The sequence below is a fragment of the Serratia sp. N21D137 genome (assembly GCF_047530005.1).
GTDB lineage: Bacteria > Pseudomonadota > Gammaproteobacteria > Enterobacterales > Enterobacteriaceae > Chania > Chania fonticola_B.
Window position 1 is genome coordinate 19,187 of record NZ_JBLJAJ010000020.1, and the last position, 24,717, is coordinate 43,903.

General features: G+C 53.5%; 24 protein-coding genes. 12 read left to right on the forward strand and 12 right to left on the reverse strand.

Features of this window, described 5'->3' with window-relative positions; all coding sequences use genetic code 11:
* Positions 1-73: 73 nt before the first annotated feature.
* Together moeA and moeB are read left to right on the forward strand one after the other, a co-directional pair.
* Positions 74-1,312, forward strand: a complete 1,239-nt coding sequence (gene moeA / locus ACMV5H_RS16155) for a molybdopterin molybdotransferase MoeA (protein WP_115159242.1) — start codon at positions 74-76, stop codon at positions 1,310-1,312.
* A gap of 2 nt (positions 1,313-1,314) precedes the next feature.
* On the forward strand, positions 1,315-2,124 hold the full coding sequence (gene moeB, locus ACMV5H_RS16160; protein ID WP_115159241.1) for a molybdopterin-synthase adenylyltransferase MoeB: 810 nt from the start codon (positions 1,315-1,317) through the stop codon (positions 2,122-2,124).
* Between the two features lie 139 nt (positions 2,125-2,263).
* On the opposite strand, the gene ACMV5H_RS16165 is transcribed toward moeB, so the two are convergent.
* Together ACMV5H_RS16165 and cynR are read right to left on the reverse strand one after the other, a co-directional pair.
* Positions 2,264-3,856: an ABC-F family ATPase gene (locus tag ACMV5H_RS16165; protein WP_021180561.1), complete on the reverse strand. Its 1,593-nt coding sequence runs from the start codon at positions 3,854-3,856 to the stop codon at positions 2,264-2,266.
* A gap of 175 nt (positions 3,857-4,031) precedes the next feature.
* Positions 4,032-4,919, reverse strand: coding sequence for a transcriptional regulator CynR (gene cynR, locus ACMV5H_RS16170; RefSeq protein ID WP_414822093.1), 888 nt, complete (start codon positions 4,917-4,919; stop codon positions 4,032-4,034).
* Between the two features lie 118 nt (positions 4,920-5,037).
* Here cynR and ACMV5H_RS16175 point away from each other — a divergent pair, with 118 nt between their 5' ends.
* A complete protein-coding gene (locus tag ACMV5H_RS16175; RefSeq protein ID WP_218519621.1) occupies positions 5,038-5,691 on the forward strand; it encodes a carbonic anhydrase in 654 nt (217 codons plus the stop codon).
* Between the two features lie 25 nt (positions 5,692-5,716).
* Positions 5,717-6,187, forward strand: coding sequence for a cyanase (gene cynS / locus ACMV5H_RS16180; protein ID WP_059200294.1), 471 nt, complete (start codon positions 5,717-5,719; stop codon positions 6,185-6,187).
* A gap of 63 nt (positions 6,188-6,250) precedes the next feature.
* Here the strand turns inward: cynS and ACMV5H_RS16185 are convergent, their stop codons facing one another.
* Both ACMV5H_RS16185 and ACMV5H_RS16190 read right to left on the reverse strand, forming a co-directional pair.
* Positions 6,251-6,595, reverse strand: coding sequence for an antibiotic biosynthesis monooxygenase family protein (locus ACMV5H_RS16185; RefSeq protein WP_414822115.1), 345 nt, complete (start codon positions 6,593-6,595; stop codon positions 6,251-6,253).
* Positions 6,576-7,553, reverse strand: coding sequence for a cytochrome P450 (locus tag ACMV5H_RS16190; RefSeq protein ID WP_414822094.1), 978 nt, complete (start codon positions 7,551-7,553; stop codon positions 6,576-6,578). Before ACMV5H_RS16190 ends, ACMV5H_RS16185 begins: the two co-directional genes overlap by 20 nt.
* Before the next feature lie 79 nt (positions 7,554-7,632).
* Between ACMV5H_RS16190 and ACMV5H_RS16195 the strand changes: the two genes are divergently transcribed.
* The 4 genes from ACMV5H_RS16195 to ACMV5H_RS16210 all read left to right on the forward strand — a co-directional run bounded on the left by ACMV5H_RS16195 (position 7,633) and on the right by ACMV5H_RS16210 (position 11,315).
* Positions 7,633-8,316, forward strand: coding sequence for an ArsR/SmtB family transcription factor (locus ACMV5H_RS16195; protein ID WP_059200291.1), 684 nt, complete (start codon positions 7,633-7,635; stop codon positions 8,314-8,316).
* 77 nt (positions 8,317-8,393) lie between these two features.
* Complete coding sequence (locus ACMV5H_RS16200) at positions 8,394-9,101, forward strand: glutathione binding-like protein (protein WP_414822095.1); 708 nt, start codon at positions 8,394-8,396, stop codon at positions 9,099-9,101.
* 138 nt (positions 9,102-9,239) lie between these two features.
* Positions 9,240-10,652, forward strand: coding sequence for an alkaline phosphatase (gene phoA / locus ACMV5H_RS16205; RefSeq protein WP_223499161.1), 1,413 nt, complete (start codon positions 9,240-9,242; stop codon positions 10,650-10,652).
* A 219-nt stretch (positions 10,653-10,871) separates the two neighbouring features.
* A complete protein-coding gene (locus ACMV5H_RS16210; protein ID WP_021180553.1) occupies positions 10,872-11,315 on the forward strand; it encodes a helix-turn-helix domain-containing protein in 444 nt (147 codons plus the stop codon).
* Between the two features lie 102 nt (positions 11,316-11,417).
* On the opposite strand, the gene ACMV5H_RS16215 is transcribed toward ACMV5H_RS16210, so the two are convergent.
* The 4 genes from ACMV5H_RS16215 to ACMV5H_RS16230 all read right to left on the reverse strand — a co-directional run bounded on the left by ACMV5H_RS16215 (position 11,418) and on the right by ACMV5H_RS16230 (position 16,536).
* Positions 11,418-12,449 carry a fimbrial protein gene (locus ACMV5H_RS16215; protein WP_059200288.1) on the reverse strand — a complete coding sequence of 344 codons (1,032 nt, stop codon included), beginning with the start codon at positions 12,447-12,449 and terminating at the stop codon, positions 11,418-11,420.
* The gene (locus ACMV5H_RS16220; RefSeq protein WP_179249359.1) at positions 12,446-15,004 is read right to left on the reverse strand and encodes a fimbria/pilus outer membrane usher protein; all 2,559 of its coding nucleotides are present in this window, start codon (positions 15,002-15,004) and stop codon (positions 12,446-12,448) included. Before ACMV5H_RS16220 ends, ACMV5H_RS16215 begins: the two co-directional genes overlap by 4 nt.
* 74 nt (positions 15,005-15,078) lie before the next feature.
* Entirely contained in the window at positions 15,079-15,810 is a 732-nt protein-coding gene (locus tag ACMV5H_RS16225) for a molecular chaperone (RefSeq protein ID WP_414822096.1), read from the reverse strand.
* Positions 15,811-15,978: 168 nt separating this feature from the next.
* A complete protein-coding gene (locus tag ACMV5H_RS16230) occupies positions 15,979-16,536 on the reverse strand; it encodes a fimbrial protein (RefSeq protein ID WP_021180549.1) in 558 nt (185 codons plus the stop codon).
* A 471-nt stretch (positions 16,537-17,007) separates the two neighbouring features.
* Between ACMV5H_RS16230 and ACMV5H_RS16235 the strand changes: the two genes are divergently transcribed.
* Together ACMV5H_RS16235 and ACMV5H_RS16240 are read left to right on the forward strand one after the other, a co-directional pair.
* Entirely contained in the window at positions 17,008-17,724 is a 717-nt protein-coding gene (locus ACMV5H_RS16235) for an EAL domain-containing protein (RefSeq protein ID WP_414822097.1), read from the forward strand.
* Between the two features lie 21 nt (positions 17,725-17,745).
* Complete coding sequence (locus tag ACMV5H_RS16240) at positions 17,746-18,336, forward strand: helix-turn-helix transcriptional regulator (protein ID WP_037375072.1); 591 nt, start codon at positions 17,746-17,748, stop codon at positions 18,334-18,336.
* Positions 18,337-18,413: 77 nt separating this feature from the next.
* Here the strand turns inward: ACMV5H_RS16240 and ACMV5H_RS16245 are convergent, their stop codons facing one another.
* From ACMV5H_RS16245 to ACMV5H_RS16255, 3 genes are read right to left on the reverse strand one after another with little or no spacing between them, the layout of a single operon-like run.
* Entirely contained in the window at positions 18,414-18,704 is a 291-nt protein-coding gene (locus ACMV5H_RS16245; RefSeq protein ID WP_021805098.1) for a pentapeptide MXKDX repeat protein, read from the reverse strand.
* Between the two features lie 60 nt (positions 18,705-18,764).
* Positions 18,765-19,553: a molybdopterin-dependent oxidoreductase gene (locus ACMV5H_RS16250; protein WP_115159220.1), complete on the reverse strand. Its 789-nt coding sequence runs from the start codon at positions 19,551-19,553 to the stop codon at positions 18,765-18,767.
* A 10-nt stretch (positions 19,554-19,563) separates the two neighbouring features.
* Positions 19,564-20,163: a cytochrome b/b6 domain-containing protein gene (locus ACMV5H_RS16255; protein ID WP_414822098.1), complete on the reverse strand. Its 600-nt coding sequence runs from the start codon at positions 20,161-20,163 to the stop codon at positions 19,564-19,566.
* A gap of 150 nt (positions 20,164-20,313) precedes the next feature.
* Between ACMV5H_RS16255 and ACMV5H_RS16260 the strand changes: the two genes are divergently transcribed.
* On the forward strand, positions 20,314-21,027 hold the full coding sequence (locus ACMV5H_RS16260) for a response regulator transcription factor (RefSeq protein WP_414822099.1): 714 nt from the start codon (positions 20,314-20,316) through the stop codon (positions 21,025-21,027).
* Positions 21,028-21,030: 3 nt separating this feature from the next.
* Positions 21,031-22,497 (forward strand): sensor histidine kinase, encoded by a 1,467-nt coding sequence (locus tag ACMV5H_RS16265; protein ID WP_059200285.1) that lies wholly within the window; start codon positions 21,031-21,033, stop codon positions 22,495-22,497.
* A gap of 77 nt (positions 22,498-22,574) precedes the next feature.
* On the opposite strand, the gene ACMV5H_RS16270 is transcribed toward ACMV5H_RS16265, so the two are convergent.
* Positions 22,575-24,668, reverse strand: coding sequence for a fimbria/pilus outer membrane usher protein (locus ACMV5H_RS16270; RefSeq protein WP_414822100.1), 2,094 nt, complete (start codon positions 24,666-24,668; stop codon positions 22,575-22,577).
* Positions 24,669-24,717: the final 49 nt, after the last annotated feature.

Genomic DNA, 24,717 nt, shown 5'->3' on the forward strand with positions numbered 1-24,717 from the left:
ACCACGGCGTTATCTGCCATAATAGCCCCACTTTGCCGAAAAATTCGCGCACGCCGATTACGGAGTTTTGTTTATGGATCACTGTCATACTTCTGACCTCATTTCTCTTGAGCAGGCACTGGAGAAAATGCTCTCCCAGATCGCGCCACTGCAACAGAGCGAATCTATCGCCTTGACCAGCGCAGCCGGGCGCATTACTGCCACCCCGGTGGTCTCCCCTATCGATGTCCCGCCCTTCGCCAACTCGGCGATGGACGGCTATGCGGTACGTCTCAGTGACCTGAACGGCAACTCTCCGTTACCGGTAGCAGGTAAAGCCTTTGCCGGGGCTCCGTTTACGGATGCCTGGCCTGCCAACACCTGCGTACGCATCATGACCGGAGCGCCAATTCCCGCCGGTGCGGATGCGGTGATCATGCAAGAACAGGCTGAAGTCACCGAGGCTGGAGTGCGTTTCAACGCCCCGGTAACCGCCGGGCAAAATATCCGTTTGGCGGGTGAAGATATCCTGCGCGGGGCGAGCGTGCTGCCCGCCGGGATCACGCTGGGGGCCGCACAGTTGCCGTTACTGGCCTCATTGGGCGTAGCCGATGTGCAGGTGATGCGTAAATTGAAGGTGGCGGTATTCTCTACCGGTGATGAATTGCAGCCGGTCGGCCAGCCGCTGCAAGCCGGACAGATCTACGACACCAATCGCTTTGCCGTACGCCTGATGCTTGAACAGCTGGGCTGTACGGTGATCGACCTGGGGATTATTCGTGATAATCAGGAAGCATTACGAGCGGCCTTTATCCAGGCGGATAGCGAGGCCGACGTGGTGATCAGCAGCGGCGGCGTTTCCGTCGGTGAAGCCGATTACACCAAGCAAATGCTGGATGAACTGGGTAAAGTCAGCTTCTGGAAGCTGGCCATCAAACCGGGCAAGCCTTTTGCTTTTGGCAAACTCCAGAACGCCTGGTTCTGTGGCCTGCCTGGCAACCCGGTCTCTGCGGCTTTGACCTTCTATCAGCTGGTGCAACCGCTGCTGGCCAAACTGGCCGGTCACACCGAATGGCAACTGCCACCACGCCTGAAAGCTCGCGCCCTGACGCCACTGAAAAAGTCGCCGGGCCGCCTCGATTTCCAGCGCGGCACCTTCACCAGCAATGCCCAAGGCGAGCTGGAAGTGAGCACCACCGGCCATCAGGGCTCCCACGTTTTCAGCTCATTCAGCCAGGGTAACTGCTTTATCGTGCTGGAACGCGAACGCGGCTCGGTGGCCGCTGGTGAGACAGTGGAGATCGAACCTTTCAATGCGTTGCTAAGGAACTGAACATGCTGCCGGAATTAACCGATGCACAAGCGCTGCGCTACAACCGCCAGATCGTACTGCGGGGTTTCGACTTCGAGGGTCAGGAAAAGCTGCAGGCGGCGCACGTGCTGATCGTTGGACTTGGCGGACTGGGCTGTGCGGCGGCGCCTTATTTGGCTGCCGCTGGCGTCGGCCATCTGACGCTGGTTGATTTCGACACGGTTTCCCTCTCCAATCTCCAGCGCCAGATCTTGCACCGGGATGATCGCATTGGTATGGCGAAGGTCGAATCTGCCCGCATTGAGCTGGGCTCCATCAATCCTCATATCCGTATTGACACCCTGGACACTCACCTGGATGACGAGCAAATGGCGGCGCAGATTGCCGCTTGCGACGTGGTGCTGGACTGTACCGATAACGTGGCGACCCGCGATCTGCTCAACCGCCTGTGCCATGCACAGCGTAAACCGCTGGTCTCAGGGGCAGCCATCCGCATGGAAGGCCAGCTCAGCGTCTTTACCTATCAGCCGGAACAACCTTGTTATCGCTGCCTGAGCAGGCTGTTTGGCGAAAATGCGCTAACCTGCGTTGAGGCGGGTGTGATGGCACCTTTAGTCGGCACTATCGGTACGCTGCAGGCGATGGAAGCCATCAAGCTGTTGGCAAACTATGGCCAGCCGTTGGTGGGTAAGTTGTTGATGTTTGATGCGATGAGCATGCAGTTTCGCGAGATGAAGCTGCCTAAGGATCCACGGTGTGAGGTGTGTGGTAAAGATGCGGCCCCTCACCCTAACCCTCTCCCACAGGGAGAGGGGACAGATCGAGCTCGTTGATTCTTCTGCGTAATACCTTTCGTTCTTGTTTTTACTCCCTACTTTCCGAAGCTGCACGGGCTAATTACCTACTCCGGGCAGCTCCCTCTCCCTGTGGGAGAGGGTTGGGGTGAGGGGCGTGCGGTAAAGCTCGAAGGGATCAGTTGATACCCTGGCTACGCAGATAGTCTTCGTAGTTGCCGGTAAAGTCGATCACCTTGTTCGGGGTCATTTCCAGAACGCGAGTGGCCAGCGAGCTAACAAACTCACGGTCATGGGAAACGAAGATCAAGGTACCTTCATACATTTCCAACGCCATGTTCAGTGACTCGATGGATTCCATATCCATGTGGTTGGTCGGTTCATCCATGATCAGGATGTTCGGGCGCTGCATCATGATCTTGCCGAACAGCATACGGCCCTTCTCACCACCGGACAGCACTTTTACGCGCTTCTTGATATCGTCCTGGCTGAACAACAGGCGGCCAAGAATGCTGCGTACCGCCTGCTCATCGTCCTTTTCCTGCTTCCACTGGCTCATCCAGTCGAACACGCTAAGGGTTTCATCGAACTCGTATTCGTGATCCTGTGCGTAGTAACCAATTTTGGCGTTTTCGGACCATTTCACCGTGCCGTGATCCGGCTGCAGGTCACCCACCAGCGTTTTCAGCAGGGTAGATTTACCGATACCGTTGGCACCCAGGATCGCCACCTTCTCGCCCACTTCAACCATCAGGTTGAGTTTGCTGAACAGCGGGCCGTTGTCGAAGCCTTTGGCCAGCGCTTCCACTTCCAGCGCGTTACGGAACAGCTTCTTGTCCTGTTCAAAACGGATGAACGGGTTCTGACGGCTAGAAGCTTTCACCTCTTCCAGTTGGATCTTGTCAATCTGGCGGGCACGAGAGGTAGCCTGCTTGGATTTGGAGGCGTTGGCACTAAAGCGGCTAACGAAGGACTGCAACTCGTTAATCTGCGCCTTCTTCTTGGCGTTGTCAGACATCAGGCGCTCACGAGCCTGGGTAGCCGCCGTCATGTATTCGTCGTAGTTACCTGGGTAGACACGCAGTTCGCCGTAGTCCAGATCCGCCATGTGAGTACAAACCATGTTCAGGAAGTGACGGTCGTGCGAAATGATGATCATGGTGCTGTTACGTTCGTTCAGCACCTGCTCCAGCCAGCGAATGGTATCGATGTCCAGGTTGTTCGTTGGTTCGTCGAGCAGCAGGATTTCCGGATCGGAGAACAGGGCCTGAGCCAACAGCACACGCAGTTTGAAGCCGGGAGCGATCTCGCTCATCGGGCCATAATGCTGTTCTACCGGAATACCTACGCCGAGCAGTAACTCACCGGCACGTGCTTCTGCGGTGTAGCCGTCCATCTCGCCATAGGCCACTTCCAGATCGGCCACTTTATAGCCGTCTTCTTCGCTCATCTCCGCCATGGCGTAGATGCGGTCGCGCTCTTCCTTCACCGCCCACAGTTCGGTGTGGCCCATGATCACGGTGTCCAGCACGCTGAACTGTTCAAAAGCGAACTGATCCTGGCGCAGTTTACCCAGGCGCTCATTCGGATCCAGGAACACGTTACCGCCGCTCGGCGCCAGATCGCCACCGAGGATTTTCATGAACGTCGATTTACCGCAGCCGTTGGCTCCGATCAGACCATAGCGGTTACCGCCGCCAAATTTGACAGAGATGTTTTCAAACAACGGCTTACTGCCGAACTGCATAGTGATGTTGTTAGTGCTTAACACAGCGCTCGCTCTTAATTTGATTGGGAATGTGATTTGGCGCGCATTATGCCATAACGCAACACAGAGATCGTGGGAAGTTTTGGTGAAGATTTGTTCGGCGCTCGGGGTATGGAGATATTCGCCAGCTAAATATCTCGTTCAGAACGAATTAACGGATAACCAAACCAGTCACTTTTTAGCCCATTTCCTTGACCTGATCTTGCAACATCGCAATAAATGCCCGTGAAGCTGCACTGCGGTAGCCCTCTTTGCGTTGCAACACTACGGCATGGCGTTCGGGCATGGGAACCGACAGCTCGATAGGCAGCAGCAGCGGATTACTCCGTGCGATGGCCTGCGGCAGAATGGTCGCGAGCTGGCCGTGGCGCACAATCTCGACGATGGCGCTAATCGCATTCGCCTCCATGGCAACCTGAGGATAAATCGCGTGCTGCTGGAAATATTCATCTACATAATGACGCGTGGCGAAGTCACCGTTGAGTAGCACCAACGGCACCTGCTGCACCTCCGCAACGCTCAAGGCAGCGCGGCGCTTGGCAAGCTGATGCCCCTTCCCCACCATCAGTTGCAGCCGCTCCGTGAACAGCCTGGTCGCGGCTATATCCGCAGAGTGAACCGGCTCGAAGGCAATCCCCAGATCCAATTGGTCATCGCACAATAACGCCTCTATCTTATCCTGCGTCATCTCACGGATATTAAGGGTAATCCCTGGGTAGCGCCGGAAAAAACCGTCGACCAATGGGCCAATCAGGTAGGAGGTAAAGGTCGGCGTCATCGCCAAACGCAGGTTGCCGCGTTCCAACGTCGCGACATCCTGAATGGCCCGCTTGCCGGCATCCAGATCCTGTAACGCCAGCCGGGCATAGCGCATCCACGCCTGCCCCGCATCGGTGAGTTGTACCCTGCGCCCGGAACGGTCGAACAGCTCTACCTGCAGCGTCTCTTCCAACTGCTTGATCTGCTGTGACAAGGTGGGCTGAGAAACATGTAGCACCTCCGCCGCCCGGGTGAAGTTCCCCTGCTCCGCAACCGCCAGAAAGTAACGTATGTGCCGCAGTAACATAACGCCTCAACTATTAGTGATACCTATCGAGGTGATTATAAATGAGTCTTGGAACCTATAGCTAGAAAAGTCCATTCTTGCCTCTATTGAAAGCAAGCCACACATTGATGGAGTCACCATGCAAGAGGTTATTGACGGTTTTCTGAAGTTTCAGCGCGAGGCTTTTGTGGAGCGCACAGAGCTGTTCAAACGCCTGGCCACCAGCCAGAACCCACGCACCCTGTTTATCTCATGCTCCGACAGCCGATTGGTGCCGGAGCTGATCACCCAACGTGAACCGGGCGACCTGTTCGTCATCCGCAACGCAGGCAATATCGTGCCTTCTTTCGGGCCTGAGCCCGGTGGTGTTTCGGCCTCGGTGGAATATGCCGTTGCCGCGCTGGGCGTAGAGGATATCGTGATTTGCGGCCACTCCGATTGCGGCGCCATGACCGCCATCGCCACCTGTAAATGCCTGGATCACATGCCCACCGTAGCCAACTGGCTGCGTTATGCCGATGCCGCCAAGGCGGTCAATCAGGCCAATGAACACGCCAGCGAGCACGATCGTATTAATTCGATGGTGCGAGAAAACGTCATCGCCCAACTGACCAACCTGAAAACTCACCCTTCGGTCGCGCTGGCGCTCGATCGAGGCAATCTGCGACTGCATGGCTGGATCTACGATATCGCTACCGGCTGTATTGATGCATTAGATGGCAATACCCGCCGTTTCGTACCGCTGGCGGGCAACCCAAGCGTCACCGCCAGCCCAGCTATGCAACGTTTCTAATCTACCCAAACCTCTAGGAGTTAACATGACACAATCACTACATAGCGTTTCAGCACGCCAAAGCCTGACCGACGTCATCATGGACGCTAAAGTCCGTAAGGGCCTGACCTTCGAGGCGATTAACCAAGGCACCGGCTTGAGCCTGGCGTTTGTTACTGCCGCGCTGCTCGGCCAGCATCCGTTACCGGAACAGGCCGCCCGTGCAGTAGCGGCAAAGTTGGATTTGGATGAAGATGCGGTGCGCCTGCTGCAAACCATCCCGGTGCGCGGCAGTATCCCCGGCGGTGTGCCGACAGACCCGACCATCTATCGTTTCTACGAGATGGTGCAGATCTACGGTTCAACCCTACGGGCGCTGGTGCATGAACAATTTGGTGACGGGGTGATCAGCGCGATCAACTTCAAGCTGGATATCAAAAAGGTCCAGGACCCCGATGGCGGTGAACGTGCGGTGATCACGCTGGATGGCAAATACCTGCCAACCAAGCCATTCTAATAGTTATGTTATTAAATTATTAAGTTAATATAATCCAGCACCGGAACCCCGGCGCTGGATCACTCAACCATGAAAATAGCGGCTATCCGCTGGAGCCTCTTCACGCGGTTCCAACCCATAATCCCGCACCACCTCGGCCACCCGCAGCCGGTAGTATTCCAGCACCTCATGCCTGCCACGCGCCTGGGCCCGACGGTGTTGCTCCAGGTTGCGCCACTGCTGTACCGCCGCCTCGTCACGCCAGAACGACAGCGAGAGCAACTTGTCCGGCTCGCTCAGACTCTGAAAACGTTCGATAGAGATAAAGCCGTCAATTTCTGCCAGCAATGGTTTCAGCTCCGCCGCCAACTCTAGATAGGTTTCCCGCTGCCCAGCGGCAGCCTGTAGTTCAAAAATCACCGCGATCATCATCGTTCTCCTCGGCAGTATAAAATTCGGGTACGCGCGCATTTTGCGAAACGCGCCAACGAAAATGGCTTAACAGTTCGGGCTTAAGGTGGTGTTTGGATAAATAGCCGATCCCCGCCAAGGCGATCAACCGTGCCCAACGTTCTCCCGGGCAGCGATGAGCACCATAACCGAAGGCAAAACTTTCCTGCGGCGTTTTCAAATGGACCAATACGCTCTGCCCCACCGCCAGCGGTTGACCGTCAAGCAATGTCACCTGTAGCGCAAACCTGCGGGTAGTCTGGATCGGCGGAGTTTGCAGCAACACCGCCAGGATCAACTCTTCTTCTGACTGATGAGGTTGATTTGCCAGCAACAGCGTCTGGCCGATTAATCCGGCGGTGCCTTCACAAGCCTGGAACAACAGCCCGATGGCATTGGCTATCGCCAGAGCACGATCGCCAATCTGTTGGCACAGTTGTTCAAACAACGGTCCATCAGCCAGTTGCATCCGGATCTGCAACTTCCCGGCAGCCGCCGCCCCCACAGCCATCTGCTCTGCGCTGCCGCCAGGAGCAATGCAGCGCACAAAGTCCAACACCTCATCCACCAAGACAGATCGATCCTGATGGGCCACGCCCAATAAGTCAGCCAGTACGCAGATCGGCAAAGCGTAGTTAAACCGGGTGAGCTGCTCTGCCGTTGTCAAACTGGCCGCTAACCATTGAGCCACGTAAACCGTGGTCTGGCGGATCTCATCATCGGTGATAGCGGCCAGCGCCACCTCGATCGCTCCCTTTAATTCACGCTGCACGGCACCATCATTCATACGTACCAGAGAGGCGAAAATCGATTGAGCGGGCGTCCCAATTAAAGCTGCGGGCACCGGCTCATCCGTGGGGCGAACGCCGAGTTGAGGATGGGTTAAGGCTTCACGCACCGCTTGCCGCGATGCAACTGAAAAGGGGCAGGCCGTCATGGCAATTTCCTTCCGATAAGCATAGAGAGCAGCCATTGTCGGGTTAGACGAGCAGCAATACTTCGGTTATTCTCGAAGTATGAATGACAATACGCTTGAAGACCGCCTGGCCGCACTGACGGCCGCTATCGCCGATCGCACCCGAGCGCGCATGCTGTGCCTGTTGATGGATGGGCGCGCCTATACCGCAACGGAGCTGAGTGCGGCGGTGGACGTCGCGGCATCCACCGCCAGCAGCCATCTGGCACGCTTGCAGGAACAGAACCTGATCGGCTGCGTCAAACAGGGCCGCAATCGCTTTTACCGCCTGGCGGGCAAACCGGTGGCCGATATGCTGGAAAGCCTGATGGCGTTGGCCGGCGTAGAACGCCCAACGGTCAAAAGCAGCACCCCGGCCTCATTACGTTATGCACGCACCTGCTATGACCACATGGCAGGTGAGATCGCGGTTCAAATACATCATCAGTTGCTGGCGCGGGCCTGGCTAATCGGGGATAACGACTATCAGCTCAGTGAGTCTGGGCAGGCTGCCTTGACACAGTTGGGTATCGACTGCTCCCCGGCCCCGACCCGGCGGCGCTTTGCCTGCGATTGTCTGGACTGGAGCGAACGCAAGGCCCATCTCGGTGGCGCACTGGGCGCTGCCATGTTAGCTGCATTTGAAAAACGCGGATGGGTTCAGCGCCAGCTAGACAGCCGTGAGCTGCAACTGACCGCCACAGGTCGAAAAGCACTGAGTGCACATTTTGGCCTGGCGCTTTGAATACCTGGCGCGCTAGCTTTACTGCCATACTCAATGAGTTTTCCTGTTGACGATCCCATCGCTTCCGAGGAGTTATCATGTCCGATATTACCCTGTTCCCGATCGCCAAACGTTGGCCCGCCAAACATCCTGAACGGTTACAACTCTACTCGCTGCCGACCCCTAACGGGGTGAAAGTTTCCATCATGCTCGAAGAGATCAGCCTACCCTATGAGGCCCACCTGATCGACATCGGCAAAAATGAAACCTGGACGCCGGAGTTCCTGTCGCTCAACCCTAACGGTAAAATCCCGGCGATCCTCGATCCTGCTGGCCCGGACGGTAAGCCGTTTGCGCTGTTCGAGTCCGGGGCAATCCTGCTATATCTGGCAGAGAAATGCGGCAAGTTGTTACCCAAAGACCCCGCCCAACGTTATGAAACCATCCAGTGGGTATTTTTCCAGATGGCGTCCGTGGGGCCAATGTTCGGCCAGCTAGGCTTCTTCCACAAATTCGCCGGGCGCGAATATGAAGACAAACGGCCGTTTGAGCGCTACCAGAAAGAGTCCAAACGGCTGCTGGGTGTGCTGGAAGAGCGGCTGCAAGGGCGTGATTGGATTATGGGGTCGGAATATACCATTGCCGACATTTCCCTACTCGGCTGGGTACGCAACCTGATCGGTTTTTATGAAGCGCGCGACGTGGTGGAGTTCGACAATTTCCCCCTTGTTGGCCAATGGCTGGAACGTGGACTGGCAAGACCAGCCGTACAACGCGGCATTAATATTCCTGCCCGCCAAGTCTGATAACCTATTGGGATTGCCAGGAAAGGCTATCCCTTTTCCCACCTCGCTCGTCATAAAAATGTCACTTTCCTGCTCTACTCTCCGATGTAACAAAATAATGCCAACAATATTTTTGTATTACGACAAGGAGCCCTACCCATGCAACAGTCCGTTTCTCTGATCGCCGGTGCCCTATTATCCGCTCTGTTATGTTCCACCGCCCTGGCTGACAACAATCAACTCAACAACCGCGCGGCTCGTGGCGATATTACCGAACCCGGCGGTGCACGCCGTTTGGCAAGCGATCAAACCGCCGCACTGCAAGCATCGCTGTCGAATAAAACCGCTAAAAACGTGATCCTGCTGATCGGCGACGGCATGGGCGATTCGGAAATCACCGGCGCACGCAACTATGCGGAAGGCGCAGGCGGTTACTTCAAAGGGATCGATGCTTTGCCGCTAACCGGCCAATACACCCACTACTCGCTGGATAAGAAAAGCCATAAGCCGGACTATGTCACCGACTCTGCCGCCTCGGCCACCGCCTGGGCTACCGGCGTCAAGACCTACAACGGCGCGTTGGGCGTAGATGTGAACGGCAAAGATCAACCGACGATTTTGGAACTGGCCAAGGCCGCGGGTAAAGCCACCGGCAACGTCTCTACGGCGGAGCTGCAAGATGCCACACCGGCAGCACTGGTTTCGCACGTAACCTCCCGCAAGTGCTACGGCCCAGAGGAAACCAGTGAGCAATGCGCCAGTAACGCGCTGGAAAATGGCGGACATGGTTCTATCACCGAGCAGTTGATTAAAACCCGTGCCGACGTCACGCTGGGCGGCGGAGCAAAATCCTTCGCTCAGTTGGCGAAAAGCGGTGAATGGCAGGGGAAAACGCTGAAGGCCCAGGCCGCCGCATTGGGCTACCAATGGGTGGAGGATGCCGAAAGCCTGAACGCGATTAACCTCGCCAATCAGCAAAAGCCGCTGCTGGGCCTGTTTGCGCCAGGCAATATGCCTGTACGCTGGAAGGGACCGAAAGCCTCCTACCACGGTAATCTCGATCAGCCTGCGGTGACCTGCGAGAATAACCCTGAGCGCAGCGCCAATGTGCCAACGCTGGCAGCGATGACCGAGAAAGCCATCGAGTTGCTGAAGAACAACCCGAACGGTTTCTTCCTGCAGGTCGAAGGAGCGTCCATCGACAAGCAGGATCATGATGCCAACCCATGCGGCCAATTTGGTGAAACGGTCGATCTGGATGAAGCGGTACAAAAAGCGCTGGAGTTCGCCCGCGCCGACGGTAATACCCTGGTGATCGTCACCGCCGACCACGCTCACTCCAGCCAGATTATTGCCGCCAAAGCTAAAGCACCGGGGCTGACCCAATCATTAACCACCAAAGACGGCGCGGTGATGACCATCAGCTATGGCAATTCGGAAGAAGGCTCCCAGGGTCATACCGGGACTCAGCTGCGCGTTGCCGCTTATGGCCCGCATGCCGCCAACATCGTGGGGCTGACCGATCAGACCGACCTGTTCTTCACCATGCGCGACGCCATGAACATCAAGTGATCCACACGGGCACAGCATGCTGTGCCCCTTCCTATCTCCCTATCCCCCCGCCCAATTCACTATACCCCTAGCCCTTGCGGAGCATTTTTCGCCACGTCAATTATCCAAGTTTACCCTTGCGTAACTGCCGATGCGCGCCTATTATCAAAGAATAATCTTGGATTATTAAGTCCCATTTGACGGTTACCCGAATGTCGTCGCTGCAGGAGAATTAAACCAATGGATCGCGCCAATATCATTCACGATTTGCTGAACTGGATCGAAAACCACCTGGATCAACCGCTGCTGCTGGATAACGTGGCTGCAAAATCTGGCTACTCCAAATGGCATCTGCAACGTATGTTCCGCAGTACCACTGGCCATGCGCTCGGCAGCTATATCCGCGAACGCCGTTTGTCGAAGGCCGCACAGGCATTACGCGCTACCCCCCGGCCGATTCTGGACATTGCCCTGCAGTTCCATTTTGATTCCCAGCCTTCATTTTCCCGGGCCTTTAAAAAGCAGTTTGGTGAAACGCCGGCGGTCTATCGCCGCACGCCGCAGCAAGATGAAGTGGCGCTCTCCTCAGAGCACAGCTATCGGCACAGCACACCGAGCCTGCATTCACTCTACAAACGCCAATGCGTAGACGAAGGCTGCACCAACTGGGTCGGCCAGCGTTAAAAGCAAAAAGGCCAACGGGTGTCTAAACCCATTGGCCTTTTCAGATCCCGTTAAACGGATGCAACAACGCCGCCCCTACGTGTCGAACTGGCTGACGTCTTATCAGTTATATTCTAGGGTAAAGGTGGCAATCGACTTGATGGTGCCGCCCTTCATTTTTGCTGCGGTCTGGTAGTAACGCGCCTTGAGCGGCAAGGTGATGGTATTGGTCTGGTTGGCAATGGTATGCCCGGCATATACCGCCGTGCCGCTAGTGATTGGCGTTGAGTTTTTGCCGGTCAGCAGTTGGACACCAACGCCGCTGGCGGCATTGCTATCCTGTACCGGCTGGAGCACACCCGGTGCATTCGAGGTATCGCGGGTATAGTCAAAACGTACGTTCACCAGCCCCTCCCCTGTACCACCAGGCAACAGTTCCGTCCCCGAACCACCTACGCAGTTGATGTTAATCGAAAAGTCCTGCTCTGCGGCAGTACTGCCCACGCCTTTGAACGCCGCAGTAGCTACCGTACTCAGGTTGATCACCTTATTTTTGGAACCGGCGTCCACCGAACAGGATGAGGTGACGATAGTGATACTATTCGCCAATACGTGAGAGATCAGGATCGGTCTGGAAGGCCCCGTCCCATCCGCATAGTAAGAAGAATACTGCCCGGGGGCTAACGAACCGGTACCGGTATTCTGGGCAATTTTGATCACCTCAACCACAAAATACCCCTCAGCCAGATACACCCCGCCGTTGCGGTAGATCTCGTGCGGGTAATAGGCACCTTCCTGCGAGCCGATCTGGCGATAAAGCCGCAGCCCCACTCCCGGTACGTTGGTGGTCCAGATTTTGTCACTGATCGAACTCGGCCCACCTTGTAAAATGCGGCCGTACAACGTGCTATTACCGCTGCAAGAAATATTGTTATCCCGACTGATATCGAATTTGCCAGTGGCCAGGATATCGCCCACCTTGGTATCCGGCGTAATCAATACCCTGCCGACGTTCATGATGATGTCCTGCGGCCTGGTCGTGTTAACCCGGCATTGAGCATAAGCCTGTTGCCCGGCCAACATCAGTAACATAAACAGCATGGCTTGTTTAGGGCGCTGGCGCATGGCGGTGAATTTATGGATAAGGTTGATCATTTGCAGCTCGCCTCGATAATTTCGTAATCAGTGCTGTTTTGTGCTTTGGCCTGGTAGTTCACGGCACACTGTTGTGTCGGCTGAGTCCCCCATTTCACCAATAGCAGCCCCCGTAACGCTTCGGTACGCAGATAGATACGGCTGCCCTGGCCGACGATGCCGACCACCTGGTTACGGGTATCCAATACTTCGGCACCAAAAGGTAACGCCGTGTTGTTCGGGCCTAACGCATGGATAATCAGCGCCTGGCCTTTGATGGTCTTGAACTCCAGCTTGGCAATCGCACCGGCATAAGGCGCAATTTGCTGGCTACTGCTTTCCAGCTCAACATCGCGTGACATGCCGTTAGGATCCAACGTGACGTTGGTCATACGGTAGGGAGCAACATAAGGCACCACCGCATAGCCGTTGTCATCGATTCGCACCCCAGGAGAGTTGGTGACGATCGCCCCTGCGGCATCCGGCGCTTCAACCAACACCATGGTTTGGCCACGTTGAGGCGTCATGGTCACGCCGCCGCTATGGGCCACAATGCTGCCGGAAGCCCCGATCGACGACTGGCGGAAATCGCGGCCATAGCTGTAAGAACCGTTCATGGTGGCGAAACGGCTGCGGTATTCCCCATTCACACTGGTATTGGTCCCGCCGCTCTGGTCGTTAGCCAAGGTGGCGCTGTAACTGATGTTGTTATCCTCCCCGGTGGAGCCGTTAATCCCGATGCGGCTGCTGTCGTAGCCTTGGTCGTTATAAGCCAATGCGCTGTTCAGGCTGATGTTTTGCGAGCCAATGTTGAACGGGATCGAGAAATTCAGGAAGTAACGGGTTTCATCGTGGTTATAAGTATCGGTGGTACGCATGGCGGACAAACCGTAGGTAACTCGACCGATGAAGTTGTTGTAGCCCACCTGATACTGTTTGGAGGTACCGCCACGGTTCCAGTAATCGCGCACCGAACCGGTGATATACAGCGATCCCAGATTGGCACCCAGCCCCTGGTTCAGCGTGAGCTGATATTCACTGCGCTGGCGGTTAACCGCATCGGCACTTAAGCCCCGGCTCTCGTTATCACGGGCATACACCGCATCACGCAGTGACAGATAGCCGGAAGTCGAGTAGCGGTAGGCCGCAATGGTGAAGTTGGTGTTGGTTTCCGACATCAGCTTGCTGTAGCTGATTTTGTAGCTCTGGCCGGACATATCGCCCTGTTTCAGGCGGGTGTTGGCCTGAGTCACGTCGACGGCAAAAGCCCCCAACGGTGTTGCCACCGCACTCCCCAGCAGCACCGCGCTGTAACCGTCACTCACGGTCGCACCGGTATAGCCGGTCAGAATATTGGTAAACCCGCGCTGATAAGTCGCCTGGAACATCTCGGGCAAGGTATGTAAATTATCATCGCGAACTTGGCCTGCGGTTAACGCATAGCGCTGGATCCCCGGGCGCAACATCTGCGCCACCGAAGCATAGGGAACGCTAAACTGGCGCACAGAACCATCGGCTTCATTGACCGTCACGTCCAGATCGCCGCCGTAGCCGGTAGGGAACAGATCGTTTATCACGAACTCGCCCGGCGCTACCGTGGTTTGGTAGATCAACTGGTTGTTCTGGCGAATTTCTACCAGAGCGTTGCTTTGCGCCACGCCGCGCACTACCGGCGCATAGCCGTTAAGGGAGTCCGGCAACATGCGATCGTCGGTACTCAGTTGCGCACCGCGAAAACCGATCGAATCAAAGAAGTCCCCGCTGGTAAACGCATCCCCCAATGTCAGCATACCGCGCACAGCCGGAATGGCACGCTGCGCATAGGTGGCCGTGTTCTGCCAATGGGTGCTTTCCTGACTACGCCAGTTCACGTTCGAGTCATGGCGCAGTTGCCAACCGGCAATGTTCACCCCGGCGTTCATCGTCAGATAAGCGTTGGTCGAGTCCGAGTTGCCACCGGAATTGGAGCTGTGCGAATTAAAGGCGTTGAAGTTATAGGACAGAAAACCAGCGGTGATGCCGCGATCCCAGAATTTCGGATCGACATAACCCCGTGCGGTACGGCGTAACGCGACCTGCGGAACGCTGACATCCATACGCAAGGTGCTAGTATTGAGGCGGTAAGACGCTTCCGGCACCCATTCCCCCAGCGGCTTGCAGCTGCTGGTCGTCACCGCCGGATCGCTGCCCATTGCCGCAGTATCGACGCCAAACTCTTCCAGAGACAGCAGGTTAAAGCAGGTATCTGCACTGTCTTTACCCGGCACGCTCTTGAATTCGATGTTCTTTTTGCCCTTCCATTCCCCATTGACGTAAACATCCAGAGAATATTTCCCCGCCAATACCGGGTTGCCGTCACGAAAGCGCGAAAGATCCACACCCTGCGCCTGGCCAACCAGGAAATTGCTGTTGAAAGTGGCTTCGACCGGTGCAGCGGCCTGGTTGGCATCGCTTTGAGCCGCTGCCAGGGAAAATGCCGGGGTGGTCAGGCAAAGGGCACTACCGGTCAACAGCAGGATGGATCTGTAATTGAAAAGTGCCGACTTGACGGCGGCAGAGATAGGTAACTCGTTCATATCCATGCATTCCTTTACCAAATTAAGCGTCCCCACCGGCTGACTTCACCTCGCGGCATGGGGCTTTCCAGGAGTTACTTTTGCTGATTTTTGCTGCGTTGAACCCGGCCACCAAAGTCATTGATGGTGGTGTACTCAATATCAGCGATGCGTGAACTATCACTGGAAAAGGCCAGCGTTTTTTCCTGGCCTGGGGCCAGCATGTCGCCATGCGGTGCCAGCGCGACTTTCTTGCGATTGGCAACGGCATTGATTTCGGTGAAAGAAACATAAAACGGCGTGGGATTTTTCACTTTCACACCGCCCGCCACGAAGCTCCACTGCAGTTTTTCTGGCGCGTCATTGGCTACGCCGCTCAGACCTTCCGGCCGATAGAACAATTTCACACGGGTTCTGAAGGCCACCTGCAGGAAGTTTTCTGGCGTAGTGTCGGCGGCCGTTCCGGTCGGTGCAGGGGGAATTTCCAGCACGTTCAACCAGAACAGAGATTCTTTGTCTTGCGTCAATGCCGAAGTCGTCAGCGAAACACGCAGCGCCTGGCCGCCGTTAGGCTCAATACGGCTGATGGGAGGCGAAATAATAAAGGGAGCCTTGCTGTTTTCTGGCGTCGTTTCCGCGTTGCCCTCATCGATCCAGGCCTGGATCAACGCCGGCGAGGTCCCATTATTGGACAATTGGACGGTCACTTCCCGCTGTTTGGCCGGATAAATAACGCGAGTGCCGTTAACAATAACGCTGGCAAAAGCGCTGCTGCTGAAAAGCACTGCCATCAGCAATACGCTGTATTTCTTAAACGATGTTTTCATTTTAATATCACTACTATAGAAATACAGCGGGGGAAAAGTTTCCACCCGCCAGAATAAATACCCGATGCTTTCACCCCCTGTAATTAGAGGCTATCAGGGCGAAACTATTCGCCCCGAATGCTCACAGGGAGGAAACAACATTTAACTATAAAATGGACGGGTAATAACTTATTGGTAAATGATGGTGTATTGTACGTTTGAGGTTACATCACCGGCGCCCGCAGCGGCAGTTGCGAAATATTCCGCATAGTAGTTCAGGTCTGCTGAATCACCTTCATTGGCAACGGTAACCCACTGGGAGTTGGTCTGTGCGCCGTTGTTGGTGGCAGCCAGAATTGGCAGGAACTGGTTGTTGCTACCCAGCAGCTGGATTTGCACGTTGGTTGCGGCATTGGTTTTGGTTTGGTTATTCAAACGACCCGTTTTGAAATCAACGGTTGAACCTGGTTCGAAATAGGTTGCTACCTGGCCTTTAGAACATTTGGTCAGATTAATTGCGAATGGAGTACGGCCCGCGGTGGCGCTAACCGCATTCAGGGTAGAAGAAGATACGGTTGGCAGAGTAACGGTAAAATCTTTACCACCTGGGGTGCTGATAGTACAGGTCTGGTCGGTCACTTTACCGTTGAAAGTAATAGTACCATCGGCAGCCTGTGCTGAAAGAGAAGGAATGGCGGTGGCGCATACAGTCAGTGCTAATACAGCGGACAGCTTAGAGATTTTCATATTTTCGACTCTCGGTGAATTAATACATCCGTTAAGTACATTCAACGATGCTACTCCCTGTCAGGAATGAAGCCCGATGAATCCATTGCCCGGCGAAATATAGTCCAAGAACATTCTCATTGATAAATCGTTTAAAACATTCATAACGCCCCTCATGATAGGGAAAAACTATCAACAAATACCTATCGATCGATGTTGACTATTTACCCGGTTCGTAATAATCTTAATTAGTCAAATTTAGCGGTCAAAAAATTCGATAAAACGCCGAAAAACCAGAATATAACTCTGTTAATGCGCTTTCAGCCATCTTGAGCGCAAGCCTGTTCCCTCTGAAATTTCAATCTTTTAGGGGAATTTACCACCAGGTAAGATGATTCTTTCTTTAATAAGATTATTACCAATAAACAGCCATTTGTTTCTTTGTTTATTGTTTAAAATCATACAGATAAATTTCAATCAAAGGATTGAGGAATGCGCAGCGATTTTAACGATAAAAATAACGGCATTAATTATGTTTTTCAGCCTATGTTTGCCAAATCGGGGCAACTGCTGGCCGTTGAATGTTTATCACGCTTCTCTTTTGATAGCGAATTTGCGCATTTCTCTCCAGAACAATTCTTCCAGCAGGCCGACCGGGAAACCCGCGTTAAGATCCTGCATCAACAAATTGAATTGATAGAAAAATACCGAGACTGGTTTCAACAACACCAGATCATTGCCACCATCAATGTCGACGACCATTCGCTGCAGGCGCTGGCAAACTGCGCGTTGGCCGATAAAATCCGCGCGATGAATTACCTGCATTTCGAAATCAACGAGAACGCCAGCAGACTGGTAAAAAACCGTGTCCATAACGATCCTTCTTTGAATAATTATTCATTTTGGCTCGACGATTTTGGTTCTGGCTATGCCGGGTTTTCCGCCTTGTATAACAGCCGTTTCTGCTTCGTAAAACTCGATCGACAACTGCTGTGGGACTTTATGAAAAAGCCCGGCGGTGAAGGGTTGATGCGCGCCTTGCTGCGTTTTTTTCACCTGAATCATTACCGGGTGATTATCGAAGGAGTTGAAACGCATGAACAAAAAAAATGGTTGGACGAAATGCCTTATTATGCACTGCAGGGGAAGTTGTGGCAGGAATCCAGCATCAAAGATTTAAATCAGCTGCTTGCTGCTGAATACTTTTAACTCATTATGGGTATCCCCAATATGTCTAAAAACAATGTCCTGGTGATTAGTGAGTGTAAGTACAGCTATGTCGGGCTTTCAATGCTGTTGAAAAAACATTATGGCAAGTACGATATCAAGCTGTTTTCGGACTTTATGCACGGTGGTGCGAAGGCGGAGAAAATTATCAAGCATGATATTGCGCTGATTTTCACCTCGCAAAATCTGGAACAAAGCGTCAACGTGATCGAAAGCCTGGTGTCTGTGCATCAGCAACACATGAGCTCAACGCGTATTCTGGTGTTTTATGATGATGAACGGGTGGCCAAACTGTTGGCGATCCTGGGGATCTCGGTGGAACTGGTATCGGCACGTATGCCGCTTTATTTACTAGAAGAAAAAGTGGAAAACCTGTTGGCGAGTGAAGAGTCTGGGCAATTAAAGGTGCAGAAAACCCGCGAGCTCAGCCCAGCAGAAAGCGATGTGATCTTCAACCTGTTGCGCGGCGATAGTCTGCTGAACATTGCGGCCAAGCGAGGCACCCATCCGAAAACCATTTTTTCACAGAAATACAGTGCATTGAAGAAATTGCGTCTGCGAAATATGAGCACTATTTTCGTCGCTGGCAATTGAGCAACAGGGGCGGACTCAGCAATTGAGCGCGCCCCTTGCCGTACCAGAGACAGGATAGCTGGCGGTCATGGCGCCTTTTACTGGCTCATAGCATCTTTCTTCATACCCTCTTTAGCCATGGAATCTTTCTTCATGCTGTCTTTGGCCATGTGATCCTTCTTCATATCATCTTTGGCCATTGAGTCCTTCTTCACGCAGTCTTTACCCATGCACTCTTTTTTCATGCCCTGTTTAGCCATCCCATCGTGAGACATCTGGCTCATACCGTCCTTTTTCATCGCATCCTTACCCATGCTATCGGCCGCATTGGCTCCGGTGATACCCAGCATCAGTGCGCTACACATCATCATGGCAAATAACTTTTTCATGGTATTTCCTTTTCTTGGTTAATCGGCACGCGTCGTGCCATGAAACTGCACCAGCGGCAATCAACTACCGCCAAACCAGTTGTAGCCTTGGTCTTCCCAGTAACCACCGGGAAAGTGGTTGGTGACTTCGATCACTTGAATATGTTTGGGATTCTTGTAACCCAGCTTGGTGGGCATCCGCAGTTTCATCGGATAGCCGTATTTACGCGGCAAAATCTGCCCGTCGTAGGTCAGCGCCATCAGCGTTTGCGGATGTAACGCCGTGGCCATATCGATGCTGGTGTAATAGTCATCGGCACATTTAAAGCCGATATAGCGGGCGTTAAGATCTGCGCCAATCGCCTTCAGGAAGGTGGCAAACGGCACCCCACCCCATTTGCCGATGGCGCTCCAGCCTTCGACACAGATGTGCCTGGTGATCTGGCTGATTTGCGTCATCTGGTGCAACTGTGCCAACGTCCAGGGTTGCTTGTGCAGTACCAGCCCCGCCACTTCCAGACGATAATCGTCACCGTTGATATCCGGCGCCTGATCCTCGCTATAGAAGGCATTAAACGGGAATGGCCGAGTGATCATCGATTCGGCATACTCTGGTGCCAGATGGTTGGCATTGAACAGCCAGCCCTGAACCCGATCGTTGAAGCGTGAGATGCGGCTCAAGGCCTGATCTACCTGAGCATTATCACTGAGATCGCAGCCAGTCAGCATCGCCATCCCCCCCAGGGTCAAGCCATTGCGCAGAAAACGGCGGCGCGACGACGATGCCAACTGGCGCGCTAACAGACGTTGCGCTTCTTTAACGATATCCTGGCCTTCGCTCAGGCTGAGAGGTTCTTTTTCCGTTTTCATCGGTGTCTCCTTAGCGTCCACGCAACATGACCAGCAACGTACGTGGCACCAGGGCCACCATCACCAGATGGATCACCACGAAGCCAACCAGCGCCGTCATGGCAAAAAAGTGGATATAGCGCGCCGCGTCGTAGCCCCCAAGCAAGGTACGTAGCAGAGGAAACTGCACAGACTTCCACAACACCAGCCCAGAAAGCACCATCAGGATGCTGACCACGATAGCCACCAGATAAGCCACACGCTGCACCATGTTGTAGTGGCGCAGATCGGCGTGTGACAACTTGCCGCACAGTGCGGCCCAGAGATCGGCCACAAACTGCTTGGGGCTGAGCGGCCAGAATTGGCGTTTAAAGCGGCCACTGAACAGGTTGATCAGCAGATAGCACAGGCCGTTGATGCCAAACAGCCACATACCGGCAAAATGCCATTGCAGCGCGCCCCCCAGCCAACCGCCTAGCGTCAGCTCGTTGATAAAACTAAAGTTAAACAACGGGGAAGCGTTATAAATGCGCCAACCGCTGGTGACCATAATCAGCATGGCAAGTGCGTTCAGCCAATGTGTCAACCTTAGCCACAGCGGGTGGATAAGGGTCTGTTTCGCCGTGATCATCGCTTCTCTCCTGCCCCGTATCGGTTGAATGTCTGCAGTATTCAACGGATTTGTTCCCCAAGACCTCACGCAAAGTTAAATAAAATGTGATCACTTCCAAGGTGGGGGTTGTGTAGACTTCAGGTAGGCCAGTTAACCGCGGTAGAGAAAATGGAAAAGGCAAAACGAATTTTGATCGTCGAAGACGACGGACATATCGCCGAACTGTTGCAACTTCATCTGAGCGATGAAGGCTATGACATCAGCCATGCGGCCGATGGCAATCAGGGTATGGCAATGCTGGAACAAGGGGGTTGGGACGCGCTGATCCTCGATCTGATGCTGCCGGGTATCGATGGCCTGGAAATCTGCCGCCGCGCTCGCAATATGACACGCTATACCCCCATCATTATCACCAGCGCCCGCTCTAGTGAAGTCCACCGGGTACTGGGGTTGGAACTGGGTGCAGACGACTATTTGGCTAAACCCTTTTCCATGCTGGAGCTGGTGGCCCGCGTAAAAGCCCTGTTCCGCCGCCAAGAGGCGATGACCCGTAATCTCCGGATGGAAGCGGGAACGTTAAGCGTGAACAGGCTGGTGATCGATCCCATCGCCCGCGAAGTGTTTCTGAACCAGCAAACGGTGGAACTAACACCGCGCGAGTTCGACCTGCTGTATTTTTTCGCCCGTCATCCCGGCAAAGTGTTTTCCCGCCTCAGCCTGCTCAATCAGGTCTGGGGCTATCAACATGAAGGGTATGAACACACGGTGAACACCCATATTAACCGGCTACGGATCAAGATTGAGCGCAACCCGGCAGAACCCGAGCACATCCTGACCGTGTGGGGCATGGGCTATAAATTCGCGGCTTCGCCGCAAGGGTAAAAGATGAAAAATCTCACGCTGACACAACGCCTGACTCTGGTTTTCGCCCTGCTGCTGCTCATCTGTTGTTCGATCTCCGGTTGGTTACAGGTGCGCAGCAGCACGCAATATAGCCAGGCGGTGATCCAACAGTTGTCCACCAATCTGGCGCAACATATCGCCACCAGCAATCCCCTGTTGAGTTCGCAGGGCTGGAACGATCGGTCGGTGCATACCCTGTTCGATAAACTGATGGCGGTTAATCCGAGCGTTGAGGTTTATCTGCTGGATAAACAAGGCAATATCGTCGGTAACGCGGCGCCTGCCGGGCACATGAAACGCCAAAAGGTCGATCTGTTACCGATACAGACATTGTTGAACGGGGCCGAAATGCCCCTCTATGGTGACGACCCGCGCAATCTTGATAACCAAAAAGTCTTCAGCGCCGCGCCGCTGCGGGTAAATGGCGAGATTGAAGGCTATCTCTACGTAGTGCTGCTGGGGGAGGATTATGATGCGCTGGCCAATAGCGCCCAGATCAACTCTGCCATTTATACCGCGCTGTGGTCGATGGGGCTGGTGGCGCTGTTCGGCCTGCTGGCTGGGGGCTTTGCCTTCCACTGGGTGACACGCCCGATCCGCCGTCTGACCCAGCAGGTTAGTGCGCTGGATGGCGACGGCATCTCAGCACTGCAAACCTATGCCAATGCCCCTGCGGAGAGTCATAGCCGTGATGAGGTCAGCCAGTTGCAGCAGGCATTCCGCCGTATGGCACAGCGCATTACCGAGCAGTGGCAAGCCCTGTCACAACAGGACCAACAACGGCGCGAGTTTATCGCCAATATCTCTCACGATCTGCGTACTCCATTGACCTCGCTGCATGGTTATCTGGAAACGCTGTCGGTGAAATCCGCCAGCCTGACCCCCACCGACCGTCAACGCTATCTGGAGATCGCCCTGGCGCAGAGCCGCAAAGTCGGGCGGTTGGCGCAAGAGCTATTTGAGCTGGCCAGGCTGGAATACGGCGTGGTGAAGCCTCAGAAAGAACCTTTCTCTCTCAGTGAGTTGGTGCAGGACGTATTCCAGAAGTTCGAATTGGCCGCCGAGGCTCGCCAGCAGCGCCTGCTGGCCGATATTCAGCCGGGCATTCCCCAGGTGTTTGCCGACCTGAGCATGATGGAACGGGTGCTGACTAACCTGCTGGATAACGCGATCCGCCATACGCCAAGCGGTGGAGAGATCGAAGTGCGCCTGTGGCCGCAGGGTAATAAGGTGATGGTTCAGGTCAATGACAGCGGACCTGGCATTCCCTTGGAGCTGCGCCCAGATCTGTTTATCCGCCCGTCAATTCTCAACCATGCCCGCCGCCATGCGGGGGGGTTGGGGCTGATGATTGTCAAACGCATTCTGCAGTTACACGACAGTGACATTACGCTAGTGGATCAGCCGCATGCTGGAGCCTGCTTTCGTTTCTCCGTGTCGGTACTTTAACTAAAGTACCGACGGCCTGTCCCCAGGGAAGGGGGCTTACGGCATGTCGGCGTCCTGTACCTCTTCGGCACAGCGATTTAATTAAGCAACTCATAATAGGATAAGGCCCCTAATGTCGGCACTTTAACGACTTCATTGGCTGGCTCACCAAACTCCCTCTCCTGGCCTATCTCATCATTGACCACGTTGACCTGATAGGGAATGAGATTGGGGATAATGGCATGACCGCGGCTGTCGGTAACCACATCAACCTGCTCAGGGATCGTCGCATTGGGATGCTTTTTGCTATAAACCAGTGCGTTAGTGTCACCTAACGTTGGCCCTAAGGTAATCCCCGCCTGGTGGGCAACCAATGAACCTGAGCTGTTCGCCGAGTAAAACGCATAGTTTGTTCCAGACTGGTATCTGATCGCAGATTCACCGGCGGCGTAGCGGTAATTGGCACTCGCCTGATAACTTGCCTTGCTCTGTTTGCCCTTGCGGCTAATCACCCGGTAGTTAAGGTTGTTATTTAAATGCCTACCGCTAACGCCAAGCTCAGTTTGATAGTGATCATAGGGGTTATAGCTGTATCCCAGATTCAGGCTGGTGTTATCAATCCCCATTCTCTTTAAGGGTACCCTGAAGGTAAAACCAAACAGCATTTCATTTTTTTGCGTAGGGTATTGATAGTATGACAGGTCAAGATCATAGGATACGTTGACGGTGTTTTGCATAAACCTCAGCGAGTAGAACGTCCGCTTGCCTTGATCTTCTTTGTATTTTTCCTGGTTAATATTGAATGACAAGCTCTGTGAAGTACCAATCAACGCACTTATCGAAAAATCAAAACCATATTCTTTTTTATAGTAATCACAGCAATAATAATCTGTTTTAGCATTATAGGCATAACTATTGAAATCATTAAAGTGAGGCTGTAGATAATACTCGCCATTTAACCTGATGCTGGCATTCGCCTTGTTGAAATTAGCCACATACTGTAAACGCAACCTCTCACCGTTTACCTTGCCCTGCTCTGCCGATGTTATACTGCTGTACTGGTGATTAAAGGTGACATCACCGAATTGATTGAGTCTTTGACCAATACCTAATGAGTGGCTGTAGTAATTGGGTGATATCAGCGCTCCGCCAAATAAAGAGCTTTGTGCAGTGAGACCATATCCAGCGCCTCCCTGAAAGAAAATGGGATTAGACTCTTCCATTCTCTCACGACTCATAAACTTGCCGAATGAGACATCATATTTCCACATGTTCTTATCCAGGATATTGTCCAGTCGACTCCAGGGTACATCATAATAAGCGATGCTACCGTCGCTTTCTCTCACCGTCATGGTAATAGAACCCGATTTGTCAAACAGTTTGATATTTCTCAGCACGAAATCCCCAGCTTGAACCATCGTGCGGTAAACCGGTTTGCCGTTCTGCCGGACCTCAACTTCAGCATCACTGGTGGCCACACCATATACCCAAGGCAACACTGGCCCCTGTGACGAAGGAAACATATTATCGTCAGATGACAATTTTATCCCACGATTGGGGAAGGGATCCAGATAGAAAGTATTATTGTAGCCCTCACCAAAATACAGACGAGAGTTTATCGCGGGGATGTCTCTTTCAGCGTAAAGATCAGAAAACCTTATCCGTTTCTGTGGCATATCCTCATTATCATGAAATTGCCGTGATCTTAATCGCCAATGTTGGTAGTTGATGCCAGACTCTAACTCAACGACTAAGTTATCTTTTCTTTTTCTTCTGATATAACGTTCTCCCTGATATTTTTTATAGTTAACATCATAGTTTATCAGGATAGCTGGAATACCCTCATCTCTATACTCGATAGCCAGGCGAGGATCGGCCTTGACCTCCGTTGACTCTAAGAATGTAAAAAAAAGAAAATTCACCTTATCAATTAAGGTAACGGTAATATTTAATGGATAAAGATCTTTAACTTTGATACAGCCGGTTTGTGGTAACTCACTCATGTTTTCTGGTGAGAGGATTTCCCATTCTATAAGCTTTTTTCTATCAAAACACGGAAAACCGTCCTCCGCCATGTCCAATTCAATATGACCGATATCCCGATCCCCTTGGGAGATATAAAAATACTCACCTGCATGGGCAAAACAGGCTGCCATGAATAGAATAGGAAAAGCGAATAAACTTTTATTCATATTGTTCGGGTGGGAATAATAGAATTTATAAAAATGCACCGGCAGTCAT